22 protein-coding genes and 1 pseudogene are annotated in these 19,877 nt (G+C 58.7%); 10 read left to right on the plus strand and 13 right to left on the minus strand.

The features are described 5' to 3' along the window. Nucleotides 1-25: 25 nt before the first annotated feature. Entirely contained in the window at nt 26-1,192 is a 1,167-nt protein-coding gene (locus A9K65_RS34265) for a beta-glucosidase (protein ID WP_064993586.1), read from the minus strand. 451 nt (nt 1,193-1,643) lie between these two features. Between A9K65_RS34265 and A9K65_RS34270 the strand changes: the two genes are divergently transcribed. Beyond that, entirely contained in the window at nt 1,644-1,919 is a 276-nt protein-coding gene (locus tag A9K65_RS34270; RefSeq protein ID WP_084015756.1) for a hypothetical protein, read from the plus strand. 686 nt (nt 1,920-2,605) lie between these two features. Here the strand turns inward: A9K65_RS34270 and A9K65_RS34275 are convergent. Together A9K65_RS34275 and A9K65_RS34280 are read right to left on the minus strand one after the other, a co-directional pair. After that, nucleotides 2,606-2,779 carry a hypothetical protein gene (locus A9K65_RS34275; RefSeq protein WP_013525125.1) on the minus strand — a complete coding sequence of 58 codons (174 nt, stop codon included), beginning with the start codon at nt 2,777-2,779 and terminating at the stop codon, nt 2,606-2,608. Between the two features lie 473 nt (nt 2,780-3,252). Then, nucleotides 3,253-3,750, minus strand: a complete 498-nt coding sequence (locus A9K65_RS34280) for a hypothetical protein (RefSeq protein WP_084015758.1) — start codon at nt 3,748-3,750, stop codon at nt 3,253-3,255. Between the two features lie 544 nt (nt 3,751-4,294). Here A9K65_RS34280 and A9K65_RS34285 point away from each other — a divergent pair. The 3 genes from A9K65_RS34285 (at nt 4,295) to A9K65_RS35820 (ending at nt 5,750) form a co-directional block, all read left to right on the plus strand. After that, nucleotides 4,295-5,029, plus strand: a complete 735-nt coding sequence (locus tag A9K65_RS34285) for a Crp/Fnr family transcriptional regulator (RefSeq protein ID WP_013525123.1) — start codon at nt 4,295-4,297, stop codon at nt 5,027-5,029. Between the two features lie 19 nt (nt 5,030-5,048). Next, nucleotides 5,049-5,285: a hypothetical protein gene (locus A9K65_RS34290; RefSeq protein ID WP_024504626.1), complete on the plus strand. Its 237-nt coding sequence runs from the start codon at nt 5,049-5,051 to the stop codon at nt 5,283-5,285. 171 nt (nt 5,286-5,456) lie between these two features. Beyond that, nucleotides 5,457-5,750, plus strand: coding sequence for a hypothetical protein (locus A9K65_RS35820; protein WP_198327719.1), 294 nt, complete (start codon nt 5,457-5,459; stop codon nt 5,748-5,750). Between the two features lie 387 nt (nt 5,751-6,137). Here A9K65_RS35820 and A9K65_RS34310 read toward each other — a convergent pair whose 3' ends face one another. Both A9K65_RS34310 and A9K65_RS34315 read right to left on the minus strand, forming a co-directional pair. Further along, on the minus strand, nt 6,138-6,422 hold the full coding sequence (locus tag A9K65_RS34310; RefSeq protein WP_064993589.1) for a hypothetical protein: 285 nt from the start codon (nt 6,420-6,422) through the stop codon (nt 6,138-6,140). A gap of 111 nt (nt 6,423-6,533) precedes the next feature. Then, nucleotides 6,534-6,782 carry a hypothetical protein gene (locus A9K65_RS34315; RefSeq protein WP_013525118.1) on the minus strand — a complete coding sequence of 83 codons (249 nt, stop codon included), beginning with the start codon at nt 6,780-6,782 and terminating at the stop codon, nt 6,534-6,536. 278 nt (nt 6,783-7,060) lie between these two features. Here A9K65_RS34315 and A9K65_RS34320 point away from each other — a divergent pair, with 278 nt between their 5' ends. The 3 genes from A9K65_RS34320 (at nt 7,061) to A9K65_RS34330 (ending at nt 11,984) form a co-directional block, all read left to right on the plus strand. Beyond that, on the plus strand, nt 7,061-10,213 hold the full coding sequence (locus A9K65_RS34320) for a GAF domain-containing protein (RefSeq protein ID WP_064993590.1): 3,153 nt from the start codon (nt 7,061-7,063) through the stop codon (nt 10,211-10,213). 111 nt (nt 10,214-10,324) lie between these two features. Continuing rightward, nucleotides 10,325-10,651, plus strand: a complete 327-nt coding sequence (locus A9K65_RS34325; protein WP_013525116.1) for a low affinity iron permease family protein — start codon at nt 10,325-10,327, stop codon at nt 10,649-10,651. Further along, entirely contained in the window at nt 10,596-11,984 is a 1,389-nt protein-coding gene (locus A9K65_RS34330) for a phospholipase D-like domain-containing protein (protein ID WP_013525115.1), read from the plus strand. The genes A9K65_RS34325 and A9K65_RS34330 overlap by 56 nt, the downstream gene beginning before the upstream one ends. Before the next feature lie 144 nt (nt 11,985-12,128). On the opposite strand, the gene A9K65_RS34335 is transcribed toward A9K65_RS34330, so the two are convergent. From A9K65_RS34335 to A9K65_RS34365, 6 genes are all read right to left on the minus strand, one after another. Next, complete coding sequence (locus A9K65_RS34335; protein WP_084015760.1) at nt 12,129-12,350, minus strand: hypothetical protein; 222 nt, start codon at nt 12,348-12,350, stop codon at nt 12,129-12,131. A 9-nt stretch (nt 12,351-12,359) separates the two neighbouring features. Continuing rightward, complete coding sequence (locus A9K65_RS34340) at nt 12,360-12,560, minus strand: hypothetical protein (protein ID WP_013525113.1); 201 nt, start codon at nt 12,558-12,560, stop codon at nt 12,360-12,362. Nucleotides 12,561-13,262: 702 nt separating this feature from the next. Continuing rightward, nucleotides 13,263-13,556 carry a DUF768 domain-containing protein gene (locus tag A9K65_RS34350; protein ID WP_013525111.1) on the minus strand — a complete coding sequence of 98 codons (294 nt, stop codon included), beginning with the start codon at nt 13,554-13,556 and terminating at the stop codon, nt 13,263-13,265. Nucleotides 13,557-13,698: 142 nt separating this feature from the next. Then, nucleotides 13,699-14,301: a DUF4142 domain-containing protein gene (locus A9K65_RS34355; protein ID WP_082826787.1), complete on the minus strand. Its 603-nt coding sequence runs from the start codon at nt 14,299-14,301 to the stop codon at nt 13,699-13,701. Nucleotides 14,302-14,360: 59 nt separating this feature from the next. Further along, nucleotides 14,361-15,758: a cytochrome b6 gene (locus A9K65_RS34360; RefSeq protein WP_013525109.1), complete on the minus strand. Its 1,398-nt coding sequence runs from the start codon at nt 15,756-15,758 to the stop codon at nt 14,361-14,363. Nucleotides 15,759-15,987: 229 nt separating this feature from the next. After that, nucleotides 15,988-16,287 (minus strand): hypothetical protein, encoded by a 300-nt coding sequence (locus A9K65_RS34365; RefSeq protein ID WP_024504632.1) that lies wholly within the window; start codon nt 16,285-16,287, stop codon nt 15,988-15,990. A 655-nt stretch (nt 16,288-16,942) separates the two neighbouring features. Between A9K65_RS34365 and A9K65_RS34375 the strand changes: the two genes are divergently transcribed. Beyond that, nucleotides 16,943-17,452, plus strand: a complete 510-nt coding sequence (locus tag A9K65_RS34375) for a DUF892 family protein (protein WP_024504634.1) — start codon at nt 16,943-16,945, stop codon at nt 17,450-17,452. 513 nt (nt 17,453-17,965) lie between these two features. Here A9K65_RS34375 and A9K65_RS35825 read toward each other — a convergent pair. Then, nucleotides 17,966-18,130 carry a hypothetical protein gene (locus tag A9K65_RS35825; RefSeq protein ID WP_164752019.1) on the minus strand — a complete coding sequence of 55 codons (165 nt, stop codon included), beginning with the start codon at nt 18,128-18,130 and terminating at the stop codon, nt 17,966-17,968. Nucleotides 18,131-18,239: 109 nt separating this feature from the next. On the opposite strand from A9K65_RS35825, the pseudogene A9K65_RS34380 reads away from it, so the two are divergent. Together A9K65_RS34380 and A9K65_RS34385 are read left to right on the plus strand one after the other, a co-directional pair. Beyond that, nucleotides 18,240-18,476: pseudogene (locus A9K65_RS34380) on the plus strand (amino acid synthesis family protein); the annotation flags it as partial. Between the two features lie 398 nt (nt 18,477-18,874). Next, nucleotides 18,875-19,192 carry a metalloregulator ArsR/SmtB family transcription factor gene (locus tag A9K65_RS34385; protein ID WP_050596224.1) on the plus strand — a complete coding sequence of 106 codons (318 nt, stop codon included), beginning with the start codon at nt 18,875-18,877 and terminating at the stop codon, nt 19,190-19,192. 113 nt (nt 19,193-19,305) lie between these two features. Here the strand turns inward: A9K65_RS34385 and A9K65_RS34390 are convergent, their stop codons facing one another. Beyond that, nucleotides 19,306-19,605: a DUF1236 domain-containing protein gene (locus A9K65_RS34390; protein ID WP_013525105.1), complete on the minus strand. Its 300-nt coding sequence runs from the start codon at nt 19,603-19,605 to the stop codon at nt 19,306-19,308. Nucleotides 19,606-19,877 lie beyond the last annotated feature (272 nt).

The following is a 19,877-nucleotide window of genomic DNA, read 5'->3' on the forward strand; positions in this document are numbered from 1 at the left end:
CAACATCCCTCGTGTCGCTCATGTATTAACGCGTCAGGTTCGCCGCGAACAAAGCTCGCTGGCGGGCCAATTCCTGCGCGATGGGCTTGCGGACGTGCCGACTGCCGTCCGCCTGGACGACCGAAAACAATCCCACCTCCGCATGCCGCGAATTGTCCCAGCCCGGATAGGCGGTTATCGGGTATAGGCAAATACCTTCGATCGGCGCTTCGAGGTCAATTGCGGCACGCACCTCGTCGCAGACATAATGGAGCCACGCCGCCCCGCCTGATCCCTCGGAGCCGGTCTCGGCGATGAACATCGACTTGCCATATCGATGCGCGACCTCGATCAGCATCTCGGATAGGGCACGGTACTCGTGGTGCCCCATGGGAATCGTCGGCCCGTTGAGGTACCACTGATTGTGCGGATAGAAATTCAGGCCAACGACATCGACAACATCGTCGCTGCCCCCCAACTCGGGCTCTGCCCGGCCCAGCAGCATGTCGTAAGCTTCGAACTGTCCGAGACGGGCATTTTCGGCCCGACGCCGTTCGGTCCGCGTCCGGTCGCGAGGGGCAATGTGGATAAGCGGCTCGGCCCAGACAAATCTGCAAGCGGGATCGACCTCGCGCATCGCGCGAACGCCAGCTATTGCAGCTCTCACGAGGTGCCTCTTGAACCATCCCCGCTTCTTCGGGCCAACGCGCGGGAAATAGCCAACCTCAACAGCCCAGGCGAAAAACGAGATTTCGTTGATCGGGCACAACAAAGGCGCTGTACCGGCGATTGAACGATGAACCCTCACAGCTTCTGCAGCGAACGAGGCATAGGCATCGATGAAATGCATCGACCCTTGATCAACGTGGTCTGGACATCCGTAGTGGAAGATGTCCCAGATGACCTGGACACCTGCCGATTGCGCTGCTTCGACCATCGGCGTCCAGCTTGACCAGTCATAGTTTCCAGGAGCGGTTTCGATCAGGTGCCAGCGCAACCCGTCGCGGACGGTACGAAGACCGAGTTCGGTGCAACCGCGGTAGTCGCCCAGGGCGTGCAAATAATGCGAGGTCGCACGGATAAGATCGAGGCGGACGCCGTCCTTGCGCCGGTGCGACGAGCACTCAAAGCCAGCCATGAAAAAACTGGCGAAGGGCGACGTGCCCGCAATCGAAGTCACCTCATTGCCTTCGCTGTGTCGTGCTTCGCTCATACGAAGTCTCCTGCAGGCATTTGGGCTCAGTCTCGGCTGCCGAATGCAGATCGAAGCAGCCATGAGCAATCCGGCTGCCGTATCTCATCCGCCAGGCTGCACTTTCGTCCTGTGCTTAACGGGATGGTTCCAAACCGGATGATCGAGCCTTTGTTCCCGTCGACCCCGTCAGAGGCAGACAGCAGCCAGGGAAGAAGCTGCGCGAGGCAAGTCGGGGGTCAGGCACATGCCGTGATCGGATCATCCAACGCTCCGGCGAAGGCAGGCAACAGTCCGTTCAAATTTCGACTTTCCAATATCGATCATGCAGGCGAGAGGGACGAGGCCCGTCGCGTCAAGCCGCTCCGTCGATCTTTGCCGGCAGAGCGCGCGCCATTCAGCTCAAGCGGGAACATTGGCTACGTCAGCAAGTTTGATCGCCATAGCAAGGGGCCGCAGGGCGGGCGCGCAGATGAGACATCTGGTCAAGGAAATCCTGGTCGAGATCGCTGAAATCCTTCCAGCGATGGCTCAAAAGGGCGACAATTCGGCCGAAGCACTGCCTGTCCATGCGCCGAACTTCCCCCACGATCTGGAGCCGGTTATCCGGGCAGACCCTTCCTGCGAGGTGCCATCGCAACGCGCCGACGATCGGCATAAATCAGTCGCAGTTGAGCAAGCCGCAAGCTGTATGGAGGGATACGGCGCCGGCTCGGATGATCTTGCCTTTGCCAGTCACTGCAGATGAATCCACGGTCAAGGCTCACGCCTCTGACGGGCACCACGCACGGCGTCGAATGCCGAGCGAACGGCTTCAACGTTTGAGGTGTGGGGCCGGGCTTACGGCCTGAAGATCAACGGCGGTTGGCCTGCGCCTCTTCATCGCGCCATCGCTTCGGTCCGCCTGCGACGCTACGCGGCACAGTCGCGCGTGAGCCAAACCGTACCCACGGGTCAATCTCTTCTCCCAAGAAGGCCGCGCCATGGAGGGACCAATAGCGCGGCCCGGCCGAGGTATGACCCACTAGCCTTCGTCGGGTGCCAGTGACAACATCCGAGCAGAACTCAACCATTCGAAACAGCTAATGTTTCCTTGGCATCTGGCCCAGGCGCCAACCTGCAGCAGTTCGCTTGGACGGTCCTGTTCTGGCAATGAGATGATCCAGCCATAAGGTGCGCGGCTCAACAGCCTCCACCCCGTAGCATGTCTTTAGAGTGGCTTCTTCGAAGTGCGCTCCAGAGTGCTGGAGCAGCCACATCACACGGGTTTTGTCGTCGACGCTGCCTTCTGAAAGCGCGTGGTAGCGGGAGCAGTCATGACACCCTCCGTTGGGGCGGAAGCATGTTCTTCGCTCACAGCCGGCTGAGCCCAGAAACTACCGCCGCGAGAGCAATAATATTTTCAGTCGAGATCATGTGACCGGCAGAAGCATTCTAGTGCCTCTCTTTCAGAAATCGGGCTTCACGAAGCAGCGAATTCCAATCCGTGCCGATAAGCTTGATCAGACCGCGCGCATCCGGCTCTGAAATGCCGACTTCTTCAGACAGACGTCGGGCAAGCAATTGCTGATTGCCCTTTTCGACTCGGCCATCGCCATCCTTTTTCATTGGGTTCCTCCTTTGGGAAGCCAACTTGCGGAATGACCTTTCGTTTCACGAAACAAGAAAAAAGCCCGCGTCCGATTCGCGGCAGCGAGGATAGCGCCATTCGCTAGGGACTGTCGCAGGCGGTGCAAAGCAGGTCCACCTGGGGCGATCCAACACCACACACCTTCGATAACGTACGCAAACCGGTCCCAACAGAACCTGCGCGAAACCCGTGCAAGCCGCGCCGAAACGCCCCGCAGCCCCTCAGAATTAATGGGGATTGGCATCGGTGGTGTGTTTTGGGACGTGGGCGGTCAGGCGGGTCTCCTGACCCCCATGTTGAGGAAATGCTTCGGTCCGGGGCCGCCACGGTCCTCGAACGTAGCGGCTATGACGCCAGGGACTGGTATTTCAAGGGCCGCTATCGGAGATGGTCCAAGGGCGCGGGATCGCTCGGATCAAAAACCGCGGGAACGCGGCCGTATCTTCTTTGATCACTGCCTGATGAACATGCCCGTATGGGTCTGGCCGGCGAGCGTATGGGTTGCGGTCAGCGTGCCGTCGGGCATCATCCTAAAACTGACGTCCGCGCCATTCGGGAGGCGCCCCAGCTTCAACGTATTCCCTACAATTTTTCCTTCGCCCGCGGCCTCACCCGGATTGTCATCGCTCAGAATTCCCCACGCGTAGGTTACGGCCACCTTCCCGTTTGAAGAAACAGATTGAACAGACAGTTTACCCTCATATGTGCCTTCCAATCGCCCGACCCAATTGCCCGAAAAAGCAGCGTACTTTGTTGGAACGCCCTTTGAAGGAGGAATGATTGCCACGGATTGATCCATTATTGCCGGGCCGGGGGGAACAACGGCAGGATCCAAGGCGGATTGGGAGGGAATGGCAGCAGGTTCGATAGCGGCGGATTGCAGCGGTTCAGGAGCCGATTGGCACGCGGGTAGGGCAAGTGCTGCGAAGGCCAGTATAAGGTTCCGCATCAATTTCTCCACATCGTTTCCGACGGACATATCCGAAAGCCCGCTGATCGGCAGAAAGTTCCATTCCCCACCAGGCCGGATTTTGGAGACGCCTGATGAACCATGAGTGACCCCAAGAGATAGCCGCTCGTCAACCGTGTAGCGACATTGCGCGGCCGGACCTCAAGCGGGCTCGTTGAGATGCCCATTTGCAAGGCCGGATTTCTCGCTTCAGGTGAGACGCCTTTTGCCTGATGCATGGCCGGAGCCATCTGGTCCTCATAGGTAAGGTTGCAGCGTCAGGCCTTGGCGGATCAACCACCTCATGTGATGTCGCAGCGACAATTGCGAGCGCAGCCTATGTCATAGGTTAATGCCCTGCTCGAGGGGCTCGATTATGGGAGTGCAGCACTCCTGTGCCCCGTGCAATGAAGTCCCGGCCAAGGACCTGCCTCGGCATCCTGAATTCCCAGTTCCCGACCAGCAGTCCGGCGCCTCGTTACGGCTATTCGGAACTTTTGACGCGGATGCAAGTTCGATAACCAACATCAGCTAGGTAGCCACTTTGTCACCCACTTCATCCTCGGATGTACTTATCCGCAAGCTCCAGAGCATCTCGGATCTCCGAGAGGGCGATATTGATGTTTTGAAAGACATCCAAATTCAGGAGAAGGATTTTCTTGCCAATTACGACCTGGTGCGTGAGGGTGACCGCCCTGTCAATTCGTTCGTGGTTTTGGATGGCCTGCTCGGTTCCACCAAACTTACCGGCGATGGCAAACGGCAGATTACATCCTTCTTTGTGGCTGGGGACATTCCCGATCTGCATGGACTGCATCTGTCGGTCATGGATTGCAATTTCACGACCCTGACAGCAGCCCGACTGGGCTTCATGCGACATGACGCTCTTCGCGCCATTTGCGAACAGCATCCCCGAATCGCGACGGCTTTTTGGCGCTCGACGCTGATCGATGCAGCGATTTACAGGGAATGGGTAACGAATGTGGGACGACGCGAGGCCTATACGCGCATGGCTCACATCTTGTGCGAATTGATCTTTCGCTTGCGCTCGGTTGGACGCATCCAGGATCACGTCGCGGATCTTCCCATTACCCAGGCAGCACTTGGCGATGCATTGGGCTTGTCTACAGTCCACGTCAACCGAATGCTTCAGGAACTTCGACGTAGAGGCCTCATCGCCACCACAGGCCCAAGGGTGCAGGCTCTTGATTGGCCCGGCCTCACTCGTGCAGGTGATTTCGAAACGACCTACCTGCACCAAAGGAACCCCGCAGCTTAGTGGTGACGGAAGCTTTCGGATGGCACGATTTTTCTTTGATAGTGGCGATCACGATGTGGTCATCCAGGACGAAATCGGCATCGAATGTGCCGGTCTGGAGGAGGTGCGCCGCGTGGGCTTCGAAGGCCTTATCGACCTTACGAAAGATGCACTGACCGAGGTGGACGGGCAGCAAGTATTTGTTGAAGTGCGGAACGAAAACGGCGACAGGATTCTGAGGCTGAGCATCTCGCTTCAGATCAAGCTGATGAGATAACGTGCGATAGGACTTGCTGCGACAGAACGCTGCCGAACGCCGGCACACCAAACGGAGCGGCGACGAAGCCGAATGCCGCGTGGCCGGACTGTCGCACGAAGATGCCGCCGCCATTTGCGACCAGCTCGGGTTCTCCACATTGGACAAATCGGAAAGCCGCAGCAGAAGGGCATGCCCGCCTCAGTGGCGCAATCCGACCGATTTAATCGATGTCCCGATTTTTGTATGAAGTTCTGGAACGCGCACTCTCAGCGCTCGTTCATGTTGTCTCAGCAGAGGGTCGTCGAGATGCAACGAAAAGCGAACGAGGCAAGCCGGGTTGCGAAAGGCCAGGACCTTGAGGTCGAACATCTGGTCGAGCTCACGGAAATTGACCCCAAGCAGGCACGAACGCTGCTTCGCAGGCATGGCGCCGATTGGCCGAAGCTCAAAGACGAGGCGGAAGCTCTGAAGAAGGAAGACTAATCGTCACCTTCCGAGCGGTTGGCGAGAAAGCAGTTCTAGCTCATCCTCATCCGTGACCCCAGCCTGGTAGTAAGCCAGAATACGTGATGCGCGCCGCTCCTTCTCGGTTGCGGTTTCGTTTTTGATTTTGCTGCGTGCGAAGACGCGACTGAGCAGGGCAAGTTCTGATGGGGTGAAGGCGTCTCTATGCATCGCATCTCAACTCCCGCGCGCCCGTCTCGAGAGCGTCGAGGCGGGCTGAAGCCGTGTTGCAGCCTCTGCGCGTCTTTCGGAGATTAAACAAAAAGGCTGTCCGCACCAGCCAGAAACGGTCTTTTTCGGGTTCACGGCGTGATCTGCCCGGCGGCCGCAACATCTGGCTCGATGGCGATAGCGGAGAAACCGGCTTCAACCCGATCGCAAGACGCCTGGCTCCTCTGTTTCCTTGAACTCTTCCGTATCCCTGGGCGCGGCGACCAGATCCTGGAATCCGATAGTGGCGACGAGATAGCCTGCTTCGTCGTAAACCTTCGTCACCCAACTGGTCGGGTCCACGCCATCGACAATTCCGTCGAGCATGGCCTCCTTGGCTGCACGCTTCGCCTCACTGACAGCCTCATCTCGATCAGCCATATCGGCAAAGATTGCAGGCTGGGCCATGCCTTCGATAAACTCGAAGCGAAATTTCGGCATCGGTCGCTCCAGTCATTGTGCCAGCGCATCGGACATTTCTGGCAGGTTTGACGCTCAACGCGGCGGTGTCGAAAAGGATGCAGCGGGTTGATTGCGACTGATCATCAAACCTCAGGCAGCATTGCTGCCTCCCATCTCCCAGTCGCCTTGCCAACGTGCGCGCACGGCGATCATCAGTGTAGCCGCTTCCGTCATTCCTGTTTCAAACAACCTGATCAGCTCTCTCGCCACGGCGTTGGCCGCCGCCGTGTCGGGCAAGATAGCAAATTCCTGGCACAGCGCGTCGAACGCGTCGCGAAGGATGTTCAGGTCACTGGGGTAGAGAGCTTCCGTATTCGTGCGGGTTGGTCGGCTAAGCATCAGGCGCTCCTATTCGGCTACAGTGGGATTGCTCCCAAGCAGCGGCGCCCGTTACACAGCCGCTGACAATGGCTTTATGCGGCACAGCCCAGCAGGTGTCATTAAACTATGATGCACGGCGCGTCGTTCGCCCGTTGAGGGCGCATATGGAGTTGTCCTTGGCTGTCGTGACGCAAGTTTCTTCGCAATGCGTCGGCGGCCTAGCCCCGACCTGTTGTCCGGCGCCTGGAACTCTTCGCGACTGACGGCATTATCTAGTCCGACCAACCGGGGGCGAAATGGGAGTCACGTCACGCGAACGTTCGTCTGAAGTGCAGCGCTTCCAGCTTCTGGCGGGGTTGGGTGACAGGATTCGGGAGATCGATGATCCTGCCGAACTGGCATTTGCGGCAGCGGAATTGCTTGGGAAGCATTTTGGCATCAGTCGAGCCGGATATGGCACGATCGATCTCGAGAAAGAAACGATAGTCATCGACAGAGACTGGAACGCGCCGGGAATCCGAAGTCTGGCCGGAACTCTGAACTTCAGGGACTACGGCTCCTATGTCGATGATTTGAAACGAGGCGAGACGGTCGTCTTCGAGAATGCCGAGACAGACCCGCGAACCCACGACCATGCCGAGGCTCTCAAAGCAATCAGCGCCCAATCCGTCATCAACATGCCGGTCACGGAGCGCGGCGGGTTGGTTGCGTTATTGTACCTCAATCACTCCGAGCCAAGACACTGGACGCCGGCCGAGGTTGCTCTGGTTTCGGAAGTGGCTGACCGGACGCGCACCGCAATTGAACGGCTTCGTGCGGAGAAGGCCCTGCGTGAAAATGCCGAGCGCCTGGCCTTTCTGGATCGCCTCGGCAGAGAGATATCCCCGGCGACAGATGCCGACGCTGTCATGGAGGTCACCACCCGTCTACTTGGCGAACATCTAGGCGTTTCGATTTGCGCCTACGCTGACATGGAGCCGGACCAGGACCACTTCACCATTCGCGGCGACTGGAGCGCTCCTGGCTCGCCTAGCATCAGGGGATACTACAGTCTTGCCGATTTCGGTCGCCTCGCTGTTGGCAATCTGACCGCCAATCGGCCGCTCGTCATCAACGACAATCTCGAGGAAATTGCGCCCGAGGAAGCAAAGACCTTTCAGGATATCGGCATAACGGCAACGATCTGCATGCCCTTGGTCAAGCAAGGCCGGCTGGCTGCGCTAATGGCCGTTCACGACACGCAGCGCCGCGTCTGGTCGCAGCGCGAACTGTCCTTGCTGGCGGAGGTGACAGAGCGGTCATGGGCTCACATCGAGCGCGTCCGCTCGGAACAGGCTGCCCGAGCGAGCGAGGAGCGGCTAAGGCTAGCGACCGATGCAGCCGCTATCGGAACGTGGGACTATGATCCCATCACAAGGGTGCTGCGTTGGGACGACCGATGCAAAGCTCTCTTCGGTCTGCCACCTGAGGCGGAGGTGACATATGAGAGCGCGTTCCTGGCCGGTCTCCATCCAGAAGACCGTGAACGGGCGGATGAGGCCGTACGCCGGGCGCTCGCGCCGGGCGAGTCTTCCCGCTACGACATCGAATATCGGACGATCGGGCTGCGCGACGGAAAGGAGCGTTGGATAGCTGCAACGGGCGAATCTCTTTTCCGGTCCGGACGCGCGGTGCGTTTCATCGGCACCGTCATGGATATTACCGCGCGAAAGCGGGTGGAGAACCAGCTTCAGATGATGAATGCGACTGCCGCCGCCGTGGCAGCCGAGCTGGACGTGGAGCGCATTGTCCAGATTGTCACCGACGCTGGCGTCGCGCTGTCAGGCGCGCAATTCGGAGCTTTTTTCTACAATGTCCTCGATGACACGGGGGACAGCTATGTGCTCTACGCCCTGTCGGGAGCGCCACGCTCCGCTTTCGAAAATTTTCCCATGCCACGCAACACGGCCGTGTTCGAGCCTACTTTTCGCGGGACGGGCGTGGTGCGTTCCGATGATATCCTCATGGATGTGCGCTATGGAAAAAATTCGCCGAGGAAGGGAATGCCGGAAGGCCATCTTCCCGTGCGATCCTATCTTGCCGTGCCGGTCATTTCGCGATCGGGCGAAGTGCTGGGTGGGCTGTTCTTCGGACATTCCGGTTGCGGTGTCTTTGCCGCAGAGCATGAGACAGCCTTGCTGGGGCTGGCCGGTCATGCCGCCACGGCAATCGACAACTCCCGACTGTTCAAAGCGCTGCAGACGCTCAACGCCACTCTTGAGCAGCGTGTGGCTGAGGAAGTTGCCGAACGCGTCCGAGCAGAAGAGCACCTGCGCCAGGCGCAGAAGATGGAGGCCGTGGGACAGCTTACCGGTGGCATCGCCCACGACTTCAACAATATGCTGGCTGTCATCATTGGCGGTTTGAATCTCGTGCAGCGCAAGCTCCGAAACGGCGACACGAACGTGAACCACTTCGTCACCGGTGCAATCGATGGGGCACAACGCGCTGCGGAACTTACCAAGCGGCTGCTTGCCTTCTCTCGCCAGCAGCCCTTGGCACCGACGCGCCTGAATCCTAATCGACTCGTCTCCGGCATGAGCGAACTGCTGAGCCGAACGCTTGGAGAGACCATAGCAATCGAGACGGTGCTCGCCGCTGGGCTGTGGCATGTGGAGGCCGATGCAGGGCAATTGGAAAGCGCATTGCTCAACCTTTGCGTCAACGCACGCGATGCCATGCCCGGCGGCGGAAAGCTCACGATTGAAACGTCTAACGCCCATATTGACGATCGGTATGCGAGAGAAAACGCGATCTCCTCGGGCCAGTATGTGATGATAGCGGTCACCGATTCCGGAACGGGCATGACTGCGGACGTGCTGGCAAGAGCCTTCGATCCGTTCTTCACCACAAAGGGAGTCGGCAAGGGTACCGGATTGGGACTTAGCCAAGTGTATGGGTTTGTTCGTCAGTCCGGCGGCAGCGTCAAGATCTATTCCGAACTCGGTGTCGGAACCACCTTGAAGATCTATCTACCGCGGTCGCATGGCGGCATTCCCGACAGCCCGGCCGCCGCCTTGGCGGGCGAGCATCCGGGACGTTCAGACGAGGTCATCATGATCGTCGAGGATGAAGATCGTGTACGCCTGATGGCCGCAGAAGCGCTGCGAGAACTAGGCTATTCCGTCCTGGAAATGTCGGGGCCACGAGACGCACTTGCCGCCGTGGAGAGCGGGCATGTGCCTTCGCTTCTGTTCACCGATGTGGTCATGCCGGAAATGTCAGGCCGCGAACTGGTGGACAAGGTCAGGACATCGCACCCGTCACTAAAGGTGCTCTACACCACCGGCTACACGCGAAACGCGATTGTTCACAATGGCACGCTCGATTTTGGAACGGAGCTTTTGACCAAACCCTACACGATCGACGAGCTGGCCGAGAAGGTCCGAAAGGTGCTCGATCGAAAGTAACGATCGGCCAGAGGCGATGTACTCAAGCGGCCGACCCAAATCCACTGCAGGCACGGCGGGGCGGTATGATGTCTCGCTGGAACCAGGGGGGACTGCCGCGAGTTCTCTGGAATGGCAAATCATCCGATCACCAGCGCCCTTACCACAATCGGCACACTGACTTCCCGTCCCGCTGCGTTCCTGGTCTTGTTGGCCTACGCAATTCTTTGGATGATTTTCGAGCGACAGAGCTTGGATTGGCATGGAGCCGCAACATTGTTCACGTGGGCGATGACGCTGTTCATCCAGCGCGCGGAGCACCGCGACACTCAAGCGATCCACGCCAAGCTGGACGAGATCCTGCGGTCAGATCACGCGGCTTCAAACATCACCCGGATCGACGATGAAGAGCCTGAGGAGATCGAAAAACATCGCCATCGCCAGCAACTGGGCGATTGACGTGCAGCCTTTCGGTTCCGTTGCGTCAGGCGCCCGCAAGAAGACCTCCCGCATTGCGCCTTGGCGAAAGGTGCTCATCTATCTGGCCATTGCCGCCATCGGCAGCCTGCTCACGGTGTTGATCATAAACCTCACTCCACAGCCGCGCGTTCTACGATCTATCGTCCCCCACCGGTTCGACGCTACGGATCCCCAATTTCCCAAGACGATGAGCAGCTATTCGCAAGGGCAGATGTTCGGTTCCAACGCGGTCCAAACTCTCGTCAACGGAGACGAAATATTTCCCTCAATGCTGCAAGCAATCGGGGCGGCTCGATCCAGCGTCAACATGGAAACGTATATTTATTGGTCAGGAGCCATCGGCTACGAGTTCGCGATCGCATTGGCGACGAAGGCCCGCGAAGGCGTGGAAGTCCGCGTGAACGTCGACTGGGTTGGCAGCCTTCCCTTCGACGAGGACCTGATCCGCATCATGACGACGGCAGGTGTGCGGTTCGAACGCTATCGGCCGCTACGCTGGTATACGTTGGACCGTGTAAACAACCGAACTCATCGCAAGCTGCTGATCGTTGATGGCCGGATCGCTTTCACTGGCGGGGTCGGCATTGCCGATGATTGGCGCGGGAACGCACGCAACTCAAATGAATGGCGCGACACGCATTACCGGATCGAAGGACCAGCCGTGCCCGCATTCCAGGCGGCGTTCGCCGAAAACTGGCTTGAGACGACCGGCGAGACATTGCAGGGCGGGAAGTTCTACCCTGCAGTTGCGGCCGCTGGCGGTCTCGATGCGCAGTTGATACTTTCTTCGCAGCCAAACGGCTCGGAGAACATGGAGTTGATGATGTTGGCGGCAATAGCCGCGGCCAAGGATCATCTGCGCATCGGCATGGCCTACTTCGTGCCGGACGACATCGCGCTGCAGCAGATTCTTGATGCAAGGAAGCGAGGCGTCTCGGTCGATGTCATCGTTCCCAATTGGCTCACGGATGTGCCTGTGGTGCGAAAGGGCTCGCGCTTTTTCTGGGGCGAATTGCTCAAGGCCGGTGTGCGCATCTTTGAGTTTCAACCCACAATGTACCATCCCAAGCTTTTGATCGTCGACGATGCCTGGGTGAGCTTTGGCTCGGCTAATCTGGATGAGCGATCCTTGCGCCTCAACGATGAGGCCAGTCTGAACGTCTACGGCTTGGAATTCGCGCGGACGCAAATAGACGTTTTCAACGAGGACCTGAAGCGATCAAGGCAGGTCAGTCTGGAAGAATGGCAAGCGCGTCCGCTAAGCGAAAAGGTCACCGACTACTTTGCGAGCAGGTTTCGCTCCCAGCTCTGATAATGGCGAGGAGGCGGAGATCCAAAGTCCCCGCGATTGCTCGCCAGGTATTTCGCAGCCTTGCTGGATCAGGTCGCGGAAGCCCTCCCTCCCAGCCGCGCTCGCCGCTGGACTCTCCCAGTGTTCCGCACGGATGTGGAGAGCCTAAAAGACTTCGATCACCTTACGGCTTCTCTTTTTGAGAGCCTGGATGGGTTTGCGGCGAGTTTGCGGCTGCGCCGGCAACGACTCCACCGGACGCTGTGCAAGCCTTGCTTGTCTCAGCCGCGCCGTCTTCTCGGCGCGTTGTGCGCGTTCAGCGTCCAGCGTCTCTTGGCTGATGCGTTTGGCGCGGTCGTATCTTTCCTTGTCATGATTGCGCGTCACGGACACCTCCTAGCCAGCAACAAAAATCCTGCGAACCTTTTTGGTGACACGCTGCTTGCGTTCTATGGGAGACGGCGTGATGGCCTGTGCGAGGCGCGCTTCCTTCAACCGCGCCGTCTTGGCGGCGCGCTCAGCACGTTCCTTGTCGACAATGATTGCTGCAGCTGATGTGGTCTTCTCGTTGCGAGCGTCATTATTGGTCCGCGGCATCTCAGCGCCTCGCCTTAATTCTTGTCGCCCGCAGAGCCATTTTGTACCTGGGTCGTGCTCTAACCTGGTGTATCGCCCCCTTGGGCGAGATTTTGCCTCGATGAGCCGGCTTCTTGCGCAGGTGGTTGTCGTTGTCCGCTTGTGGGATGGCCATCTCGGTTCTCCTATGCGGGCCGAACTTCGATATGACCCAAGTGTTCCAAGGCAACGCGCAAGCTGCTGGGCTATTTTCGATGCAAGGAAACGCGCTTCAGGCGCGTGATCGGGGAACCGTGACAGGGGGCCGTAGCTGGAACTTTGAGAGCGCAGATAGCGTCGGCGCCTGCACACGGCGGACCTCTCCCAAACGCTGTCAGCCGCGGCGGTGCGATTACCGGCAGCAAAGGAGCTTGGTGTCGACGATGAACTTCCTGGCGACGAGATCGTTCGGACATTGCTGCGGCGCAGGATCCCCCGCGAGCGCATTAGCTGGGTGTTGTAGGGCGTTAGGGCCGTTGAACCACCACCGGGGTGTGTCAGTAGCACCTTACAGGCAGCCGCAGGTCCAAACGAGCAGCACCGTTCCAAGCGCATAAGGGACCAGAAGCAAACCTATCGTCACCCAGAAAGCCGGCTCTGCCAAGGCGGCCATGTCCTTGCGAAACTGCTCCATGGGGCTACCCCGGCAACTTCGACAAACGAAAAGAGCTGATCTGGTATGGCCTACGGCCCGCTTTTGGCATCTTCGACCTCCAGCGCATCCATGAGGGCTGCCACATCGCTGGGTTCGCCAGCGGCGTCACCATGCACGCCAGTTCGCGCTTTCTTGAGCGCTTGCTCGATCGCATCTTCAATGTTTCCGAGCTCGTCCTCACGCACCTCGCGACCATAACCGGCCGCTTCGGCATCCTGCTCGAATTGCTGGGCCAGCACGGCGAAGCTCACTTCCTCTTGGCCGGCAAGAGTGCCGACATTCTCCTGCAGCCAGCTTTCAAAAAACTCTTTGGTCGCGTTCATCGGATAACTCCTCCACCGGATTAAGCGCGGCGGCGATCCGAAGTTCCGCCATGGCGTCACTTTCTCAATCAGACGAACAGAAGCGCGTGCGCTGACATTCACGGAAGGCAGCTGAACTTTCAGGTGCCACATGACCGCCGCTTCATTTGGCCTTTTGCGTATCCGGCGCGAACAGGGCCTGGCCTGCCAGCTTCGCGTGCAACGTGCGGGCCAGGTCAAGATGTTCAAGCACCGTCGGCAGCTTTTCGGAGGCGAAGCGCTGAAGCGCTGCATCCTCGCCCGAGCCTATCTCCCAAGCCAGGAGCTGCGCCGTCCTTTGGTGATCGACGATCTGCGCCCTCAGGTACGCCAGCTCAAACGCGGCGCCGTCGAGCTTTTCGAGATCGGAACGGATTTTCTTGTGATCTGGGTCGAGCCCTTCGGGAAGTGGAATCTTGCTTTTGTCGGCCACGGATTTCAGCTGCTCATTGGCCTTGTTGTGATCATCGACCATCCGATTTGCAAATTCACGGAGGTCTTCGTGGCTTGTCTTTCCAGCCGCGAGTCGCCCGAACTCTATCTCGGCCCTGCCGCCTGCCGTAATTAGCTGTACGAAAAGCCGATCCTGATAATTCGTCTGGTGCGGTGCTGGAACTCCAGGCTTCTCCATACTGGTATCGGGGGCAAGACCGGCTGGATTGCCGATTTGCGCCAGCGCACAGCAGGGCGACACTGCCAGGACTACTGTCATTATGGCGGCACGCATGAACTGTCCTCCATTCAATACCTAGTTGATTGTCGGCCGCGGTTTTTCCCGGATGATGTCTAGAGCGTGAGCAAATAGGCCACCAATGCTTCCTTTTCCGATTGGTCGAGCTTCGTTCCGAGCACCAGGTTGAAGAACTCAACGGTATCGCCCAGCGTCATCAGACGGCCGTCATGAAGATAGGGCGGAGAATCCTTGATCCCGCGCAACGTGAAGGTCTTGATGGGTCCATCTGGAATGGCAACCTGGTCGTTGAACGTCTGACCAACTTTGTAGAATCGCTCGAGCTTCAGGTCGTGCATATTGTTGTCCATGAAGGACTGGGCTGGAACATGACATTCGCCGCAGCGGCCCTTTCCCATGAACACCTGCTCGCCCTTGATCTCCAGCGCACTGGCGGTAGCCGGGTCAAGTCGTCCAAATGGATCGAGCTTGGGTGCCGGAGGAAAATCGATGATGTTCTGCATCTGCGCCATCATCGCGACCTGGTTGGGCCGATCCGGCAGGTTCACGCCCTTGCGGGTGGCGCTCACGTGATCGCCGTTGAAATAGGCGGTGCGCTGTTCGAACTCCGTAAAGTCTTCCACGGAACGCAGCGAGCGCTTGGATCCGTGGATCTGCTGGTTGAACAAGCCGCGCAGGCTGGTTGTGTCGAGCCGGAAGCGCTCGGCTTGCGGCCGCACGTCCGGGGTGAGGTGAAACGCCCCGTTGGTGTGGAAATTGGAATGGCAATCGAGGCAAGCGACACCCGTGCTTTGCATCGCTACCTTCCTGTCCTCGGTCTGGTTGAATTCCTCCTGCGGAAATGGCGTCAGCAGCAGACGAAGTCCTTCCATCTGCACGGGCGTGATGATGCCGTTCATGTATTCGTAGAAGTTGCGTATCGTCAGCAGATCCCCTCGCGACACATCTCCAAGCTCCGGGTGCGTGGTCAGAAATATTGGAGGTGGAAACTCCGGGGTAAGGTGATCCGGTAGATCGAAATCGACGTCGAAGCGGCGCAGATCGCGTCCTTCATCAGCGCCGATCTCTCTAATCTCACTTTCAGGAAAGACCTGACCTCCGGCGGCCTGCTTGACGTGCGGCAACGGTAGGAAGCCTTGCGGCAACAGACCACGATCACGAATTTCCTGAGGGGTTTTCGCTGCCAGGCTGCTCCAGGTTTCGCCTGCCGGCAGTTTCACTCGCGAGCCTTCTTGTACAGCCTTGCGCCCGCCCGACATCATGACGCCGGGCATCGGCCGGTCGGCCAGATCGTAACGGCTCTCGAGCAGGCCGCGTTGCCGTTGTGTCACAGCCGGCTTTTGCGCCTCGTCAGTTTCCTTGACCGCAGAAAAAGGCAAGCTTGGCAATGGTCGATACGTCAGATCCGGCGGCAGCGGGTCCGAAGCAACATTGAGCGTGAACGTTGCAGCGCCAAGCAGGACCGGCAAACCAAGATTGAAGATGCGCGACATATCCCCTCCCCACAGCGTTGAATTTGGCCCCAACCAGTGCGCGCCAGCTTTGTTCCATAGCTTTGATAGCCCCAACGCTCACGCTCGGCTTTCGATGATCGCCGGTGTCGCTGCTTTGGAGGGTGCGATCTGCGTGCCTTGCCTGCGTGCCGCTCTCGCCATCTTCTGGCTGATGAGTGCACGTCCGCTACCGACTCGTGGCCTTGTAGCCCGCACCGAGCGAAGCTATCTATCCCGACATTCCGGATTGTATCACCCCATCGGCCGACGACCCGTCAGACATCGCCGCATTGTTGATCTGGTCCGTCCCGAACTGAGCGACCTGAACCATCATAGCCCTGGCCTTTGCAATGAGTTCATCGTCGGGAAGAGTATGCCCGGCCTGCAGGGTAACTGTAATACACTCGCCTCCCTCGCCCCGAAATTCCACGACCGGAGCCTGGTCTCGGCTGACGACAACTCCCATCATCTGCATAAAAACCTCCTCGTCGCTTCCTGTTGGCCAGACAAACGCACCCAGCTCGGCCATCTAATCCTCGACATAGGCCCCAGGTTGACGCCCGCCTCTGGGCGCCTTGGCGTCTTTCGAATGCTCGGCGACCGCAGGGCCTGCTCCGGATATTTTCTCTGGGGCCGGTGAAGGTGTCGCCGACTTTGACGGGGTCCTGCCGCTCGATTTCTCGGGGCGGTGTGATATGTCAGTTGAAGACTTGTCTGAAGAAGTCATGGCTCTTTCCCTAGCGCGAAAACCCCAATACCAACCTGCGAAAGGCCGTGACGTTCCATCGTGATATGATCTCCGTTGTTGAACCTGCCTCGCTGGGGCGCACCGGCAACGGGCTGATTTCGCAAGACGAATGGCGACGGCCAAGGCGCTCGGGCAAGACACAGCCTGACACGTCGCGGCGCGGGTATTGGAATGCGAGCCGACGCGAAACGCTTCATTGAGATCATCCATCACGGAACCCGCGGCAGGCAGCAGCTTCGTCATTTCTGCAGGAATGCGTTTTGCCAACGCGGACACCGCGACCATGCCCGTCGCCCGCCACTCTCTCCTGGTGCCAAGCGCCCGCTTGCAGCGCCTACCTCGAGGAGCCTGCAATACAGGCTGACTCGGCAGCTCAACCGATGAGGAACAATATCTCCCTTTGAAAGTTCTGGCCGACCCATGAAGGAGGTATGAAATGTCAGAATCACGCGAATGGCTTGTCCAATGGCTCAGGGATGCTCACGCCATGGAGGAGCAGGCCGAAACCATGTTGAATGGGCAACTGAACCGGATAGAGAACTATCCTGAGCTCAGCGAGCGGATTCGCCAGCACATCCAGGAGACCAGACAGCAGGCTGCTCGGCTGGAAACCTGTCTTGACCGCATCGGACAAGGATCTTCCACACTGAAGGATGCCGGCGGCAAGCTGACGGCAATGGCGCAGTCGCTCAGTGGGGTGTTCGCCGGGGACGAAGTGATGAAGGGATCGCTTGCAAGCTACACGTTCGAGCACATGGAAATCGCCTCCTACACAATCCTGATCGCCGCCGCCAAATCGCTAGGCGAAGCAGAGGTCGCCCAGCTCTGCGAAGAGAATCTGCGTGAGGAAGTTGCGATGGCGGACTGGTTGAAAAGCCATATTCCAGCGACAGCCGAGCAGTTCCTCGCGCGGGCCGACTCGGAGAGTGACAACGCCAAGCGCTGATCTACGATCGTGGCTCGCAGGCGATAGTGAGCGCCGGTCAGCGCAGCGTACGGGCCCACGCTGACCGCCGTGCCGCGGGCCCACATAGCAACTACCTTGACCAGGTAATATTCGTATCGGTCTTGGGGGTGACCGTCCTGTTTGGGCGGCAACGACAAACCAACGACCTGGTCTGATGACGGCAGTTCCTCATGCGGGCGTGGAGCGTCATTCCGATTGAAAACAGGAACTGAGAGAGCGGCATCTTGCGTCAAGACGCAAGTCGCAAGAAGCATCGTTAGGCCACTGAAGTGAGAACCTCCGTCGGGCCGGGCCACGAAACATTCGGCAGCGGTCGGGCGTTGTCTCGGGAGTTTGGGGCGACCCGCACCGCCATGTTTTCTTGGCAGGTGATCGAGTGCGTTCTGGGAAATGCGCGTGCCACGCGGCCTCCGTTATGGCCTGACGATTCGTCCCATCAAGCTGGTCGTTTGTGCCCTCATGCGAGGAGGAAGTCCTTCCAGGTCGAGCGGGTCAGGCAACACCGGAGTATTTTTTCATTACCCTTGCTGCTCGCACGAGTGACGACCAATCAGCTCCCATAGTGGCGACGAGGTCACTAGCTTCTTCGCTGGAAATGCCGGTGCGGGCGGCGAGCTTCTTCGCAAGCAAATCGAAAGCCAGTTCGACTATCGTCATCGTTCAGCCCTTTCGCTAAGCTCTCCAATACCCTCTCGGAGGGTCTCTCGCATTAGCCCATGTTAATGACGCCATTATCCGCGAGGCGAGAAGCAATTTCCTTCACCTCGTGGGCGGCACGACCTATCTCGAATTCTGCAACACACGCAGCGCGCCTGGCGCGCTGCTGTCGCTTCCGATGATGCACAAGAGTGAGAACGGTCGCCGCTCACACTTCATCACCGCCAATTTTCAGATCGCAGACGGCCCGGCTGCCGACGAGATCGTCGTGGCCATCGGTGCTGCGGACGGCGGCTGGGTCGGCATGCGTCAGGAAGGCAGTCGCCGATTGACGGGAACAATTTAGCGAACAGTAAATTCAACGGTCTTCTGGTAGGAGGCAAAAGTGTCCCAGCGAAGCGTCGACAAAGACCGATTGGAGCGCGCAGACCGCGAGGCAAAAGTTGCTAACGCGGCCGAGAGAGAGGCGCGTTATTTGAAAACTGCGCGACTTCGAGAACAACGCCTTGCTGCCGAAGCCAAGGGTCCCCAGGCTTCGAAGAAAGGCCGATCCAGGAGCTAAGGCGCTTAGCCGCCGAGGCTGGCCGTGAGACAGCGACGCCCTTCTGATGGAACATACACCACGCTAATAGTTCTAGCGCGCCGGGCACGCGACGATCCCGGCACATCCTCATTGGGGCGCCCGCCGCTGCCGTCAAGGAGGCCGGCGCAAGGCGCGCTCGACGCGTGAGCGAGGGGAACATCATGAATCCCGAAAAGCCCAGCATTTATGCGCCATCCGCCGAGCTGCTCGCTGCCATGGCTAATGAAAAGCGCCTTCTCGCTCTAATGATTCTTGCTGACGGAGAAATGTCCGTTTCTGATCTGGCGCCGCGATTGGGGCTTAGCAACTCAGCACTCTCCCAGCATCTCGGCATGATGCGAGAATCTGGTCTGGTCACCCGGAGGCAGGAGCGCCATAAAGCGTATTACTCGTGCACAGATCTTGCCCTGAAAGTCCTTGAGCTCCTGGACTGGCTTGTTGAGCGGAAAACTCTGCCTGGCCGCGACCATCATCCATGAAGCCGGACCTTTGGAAGGTTGCGATGTCGGGACTCAAGGCTCGTCACCGGATTGTGGAGATTTGTAAGCTTCGACCCCGCCGCCAGCGATGGCGGCGGGGTTGGATGGTTCGTTCAGTCGTAAACCTTGATGATTTTCCGGGTGCCCGGGTCCACCAGCACCGTGCGGTTGTCGACCACAACGTAGCGATATTTGACGTTGGGGACCTCATGGATCTCAACCGTTTCCGGCAGGGCTGTCCCGACATTCAGTTCCACGCCGGGGAGCTTGACCGACGCCAGGGGCTGCTTCTTCACATATTCGCGGATGACGGTGTCCTGTTCCGGCTGGATGATGATGTCGTCCGCGGCGGCTGAGCCGATCCCAGCCAATAGCAACATCGCTGCTGCGGTGTTCTTTAGAAGCATGTTCATATCTGCACTCCTGTAGGGACGGGCGCAACACGATCATCGTCCCGCGCCGCCCGGCAAGTTGAACATGGAGCCGCCCTAAACGTTCCGCCCTAGGTACTTAGGTCTAGTCCCCTTGGGACCTAAGTCTGGTTCTGGAAACCGCATTGGTCCTGTCAGCGGCAGCGGCTGGAACGCTTGGCTTCCGCGGCTGTTGTCTCTCGAATTTGGAAGAATGCAGATGGATAAAGTGTGGACCAAGCACGCTGGTTATTCGCGGCTGTTCCCTTTCTCGT

The organism is Mesorhizobium sp. WSM1497 (genome assembly GCF_001672455.2).
GTDB lineage: Bacteria > Pseudomonadota > Alphaproteobacteria > Rhizobiales > Rhizobiaceae > Mesorhizobium > Mesorhizobium ciceri.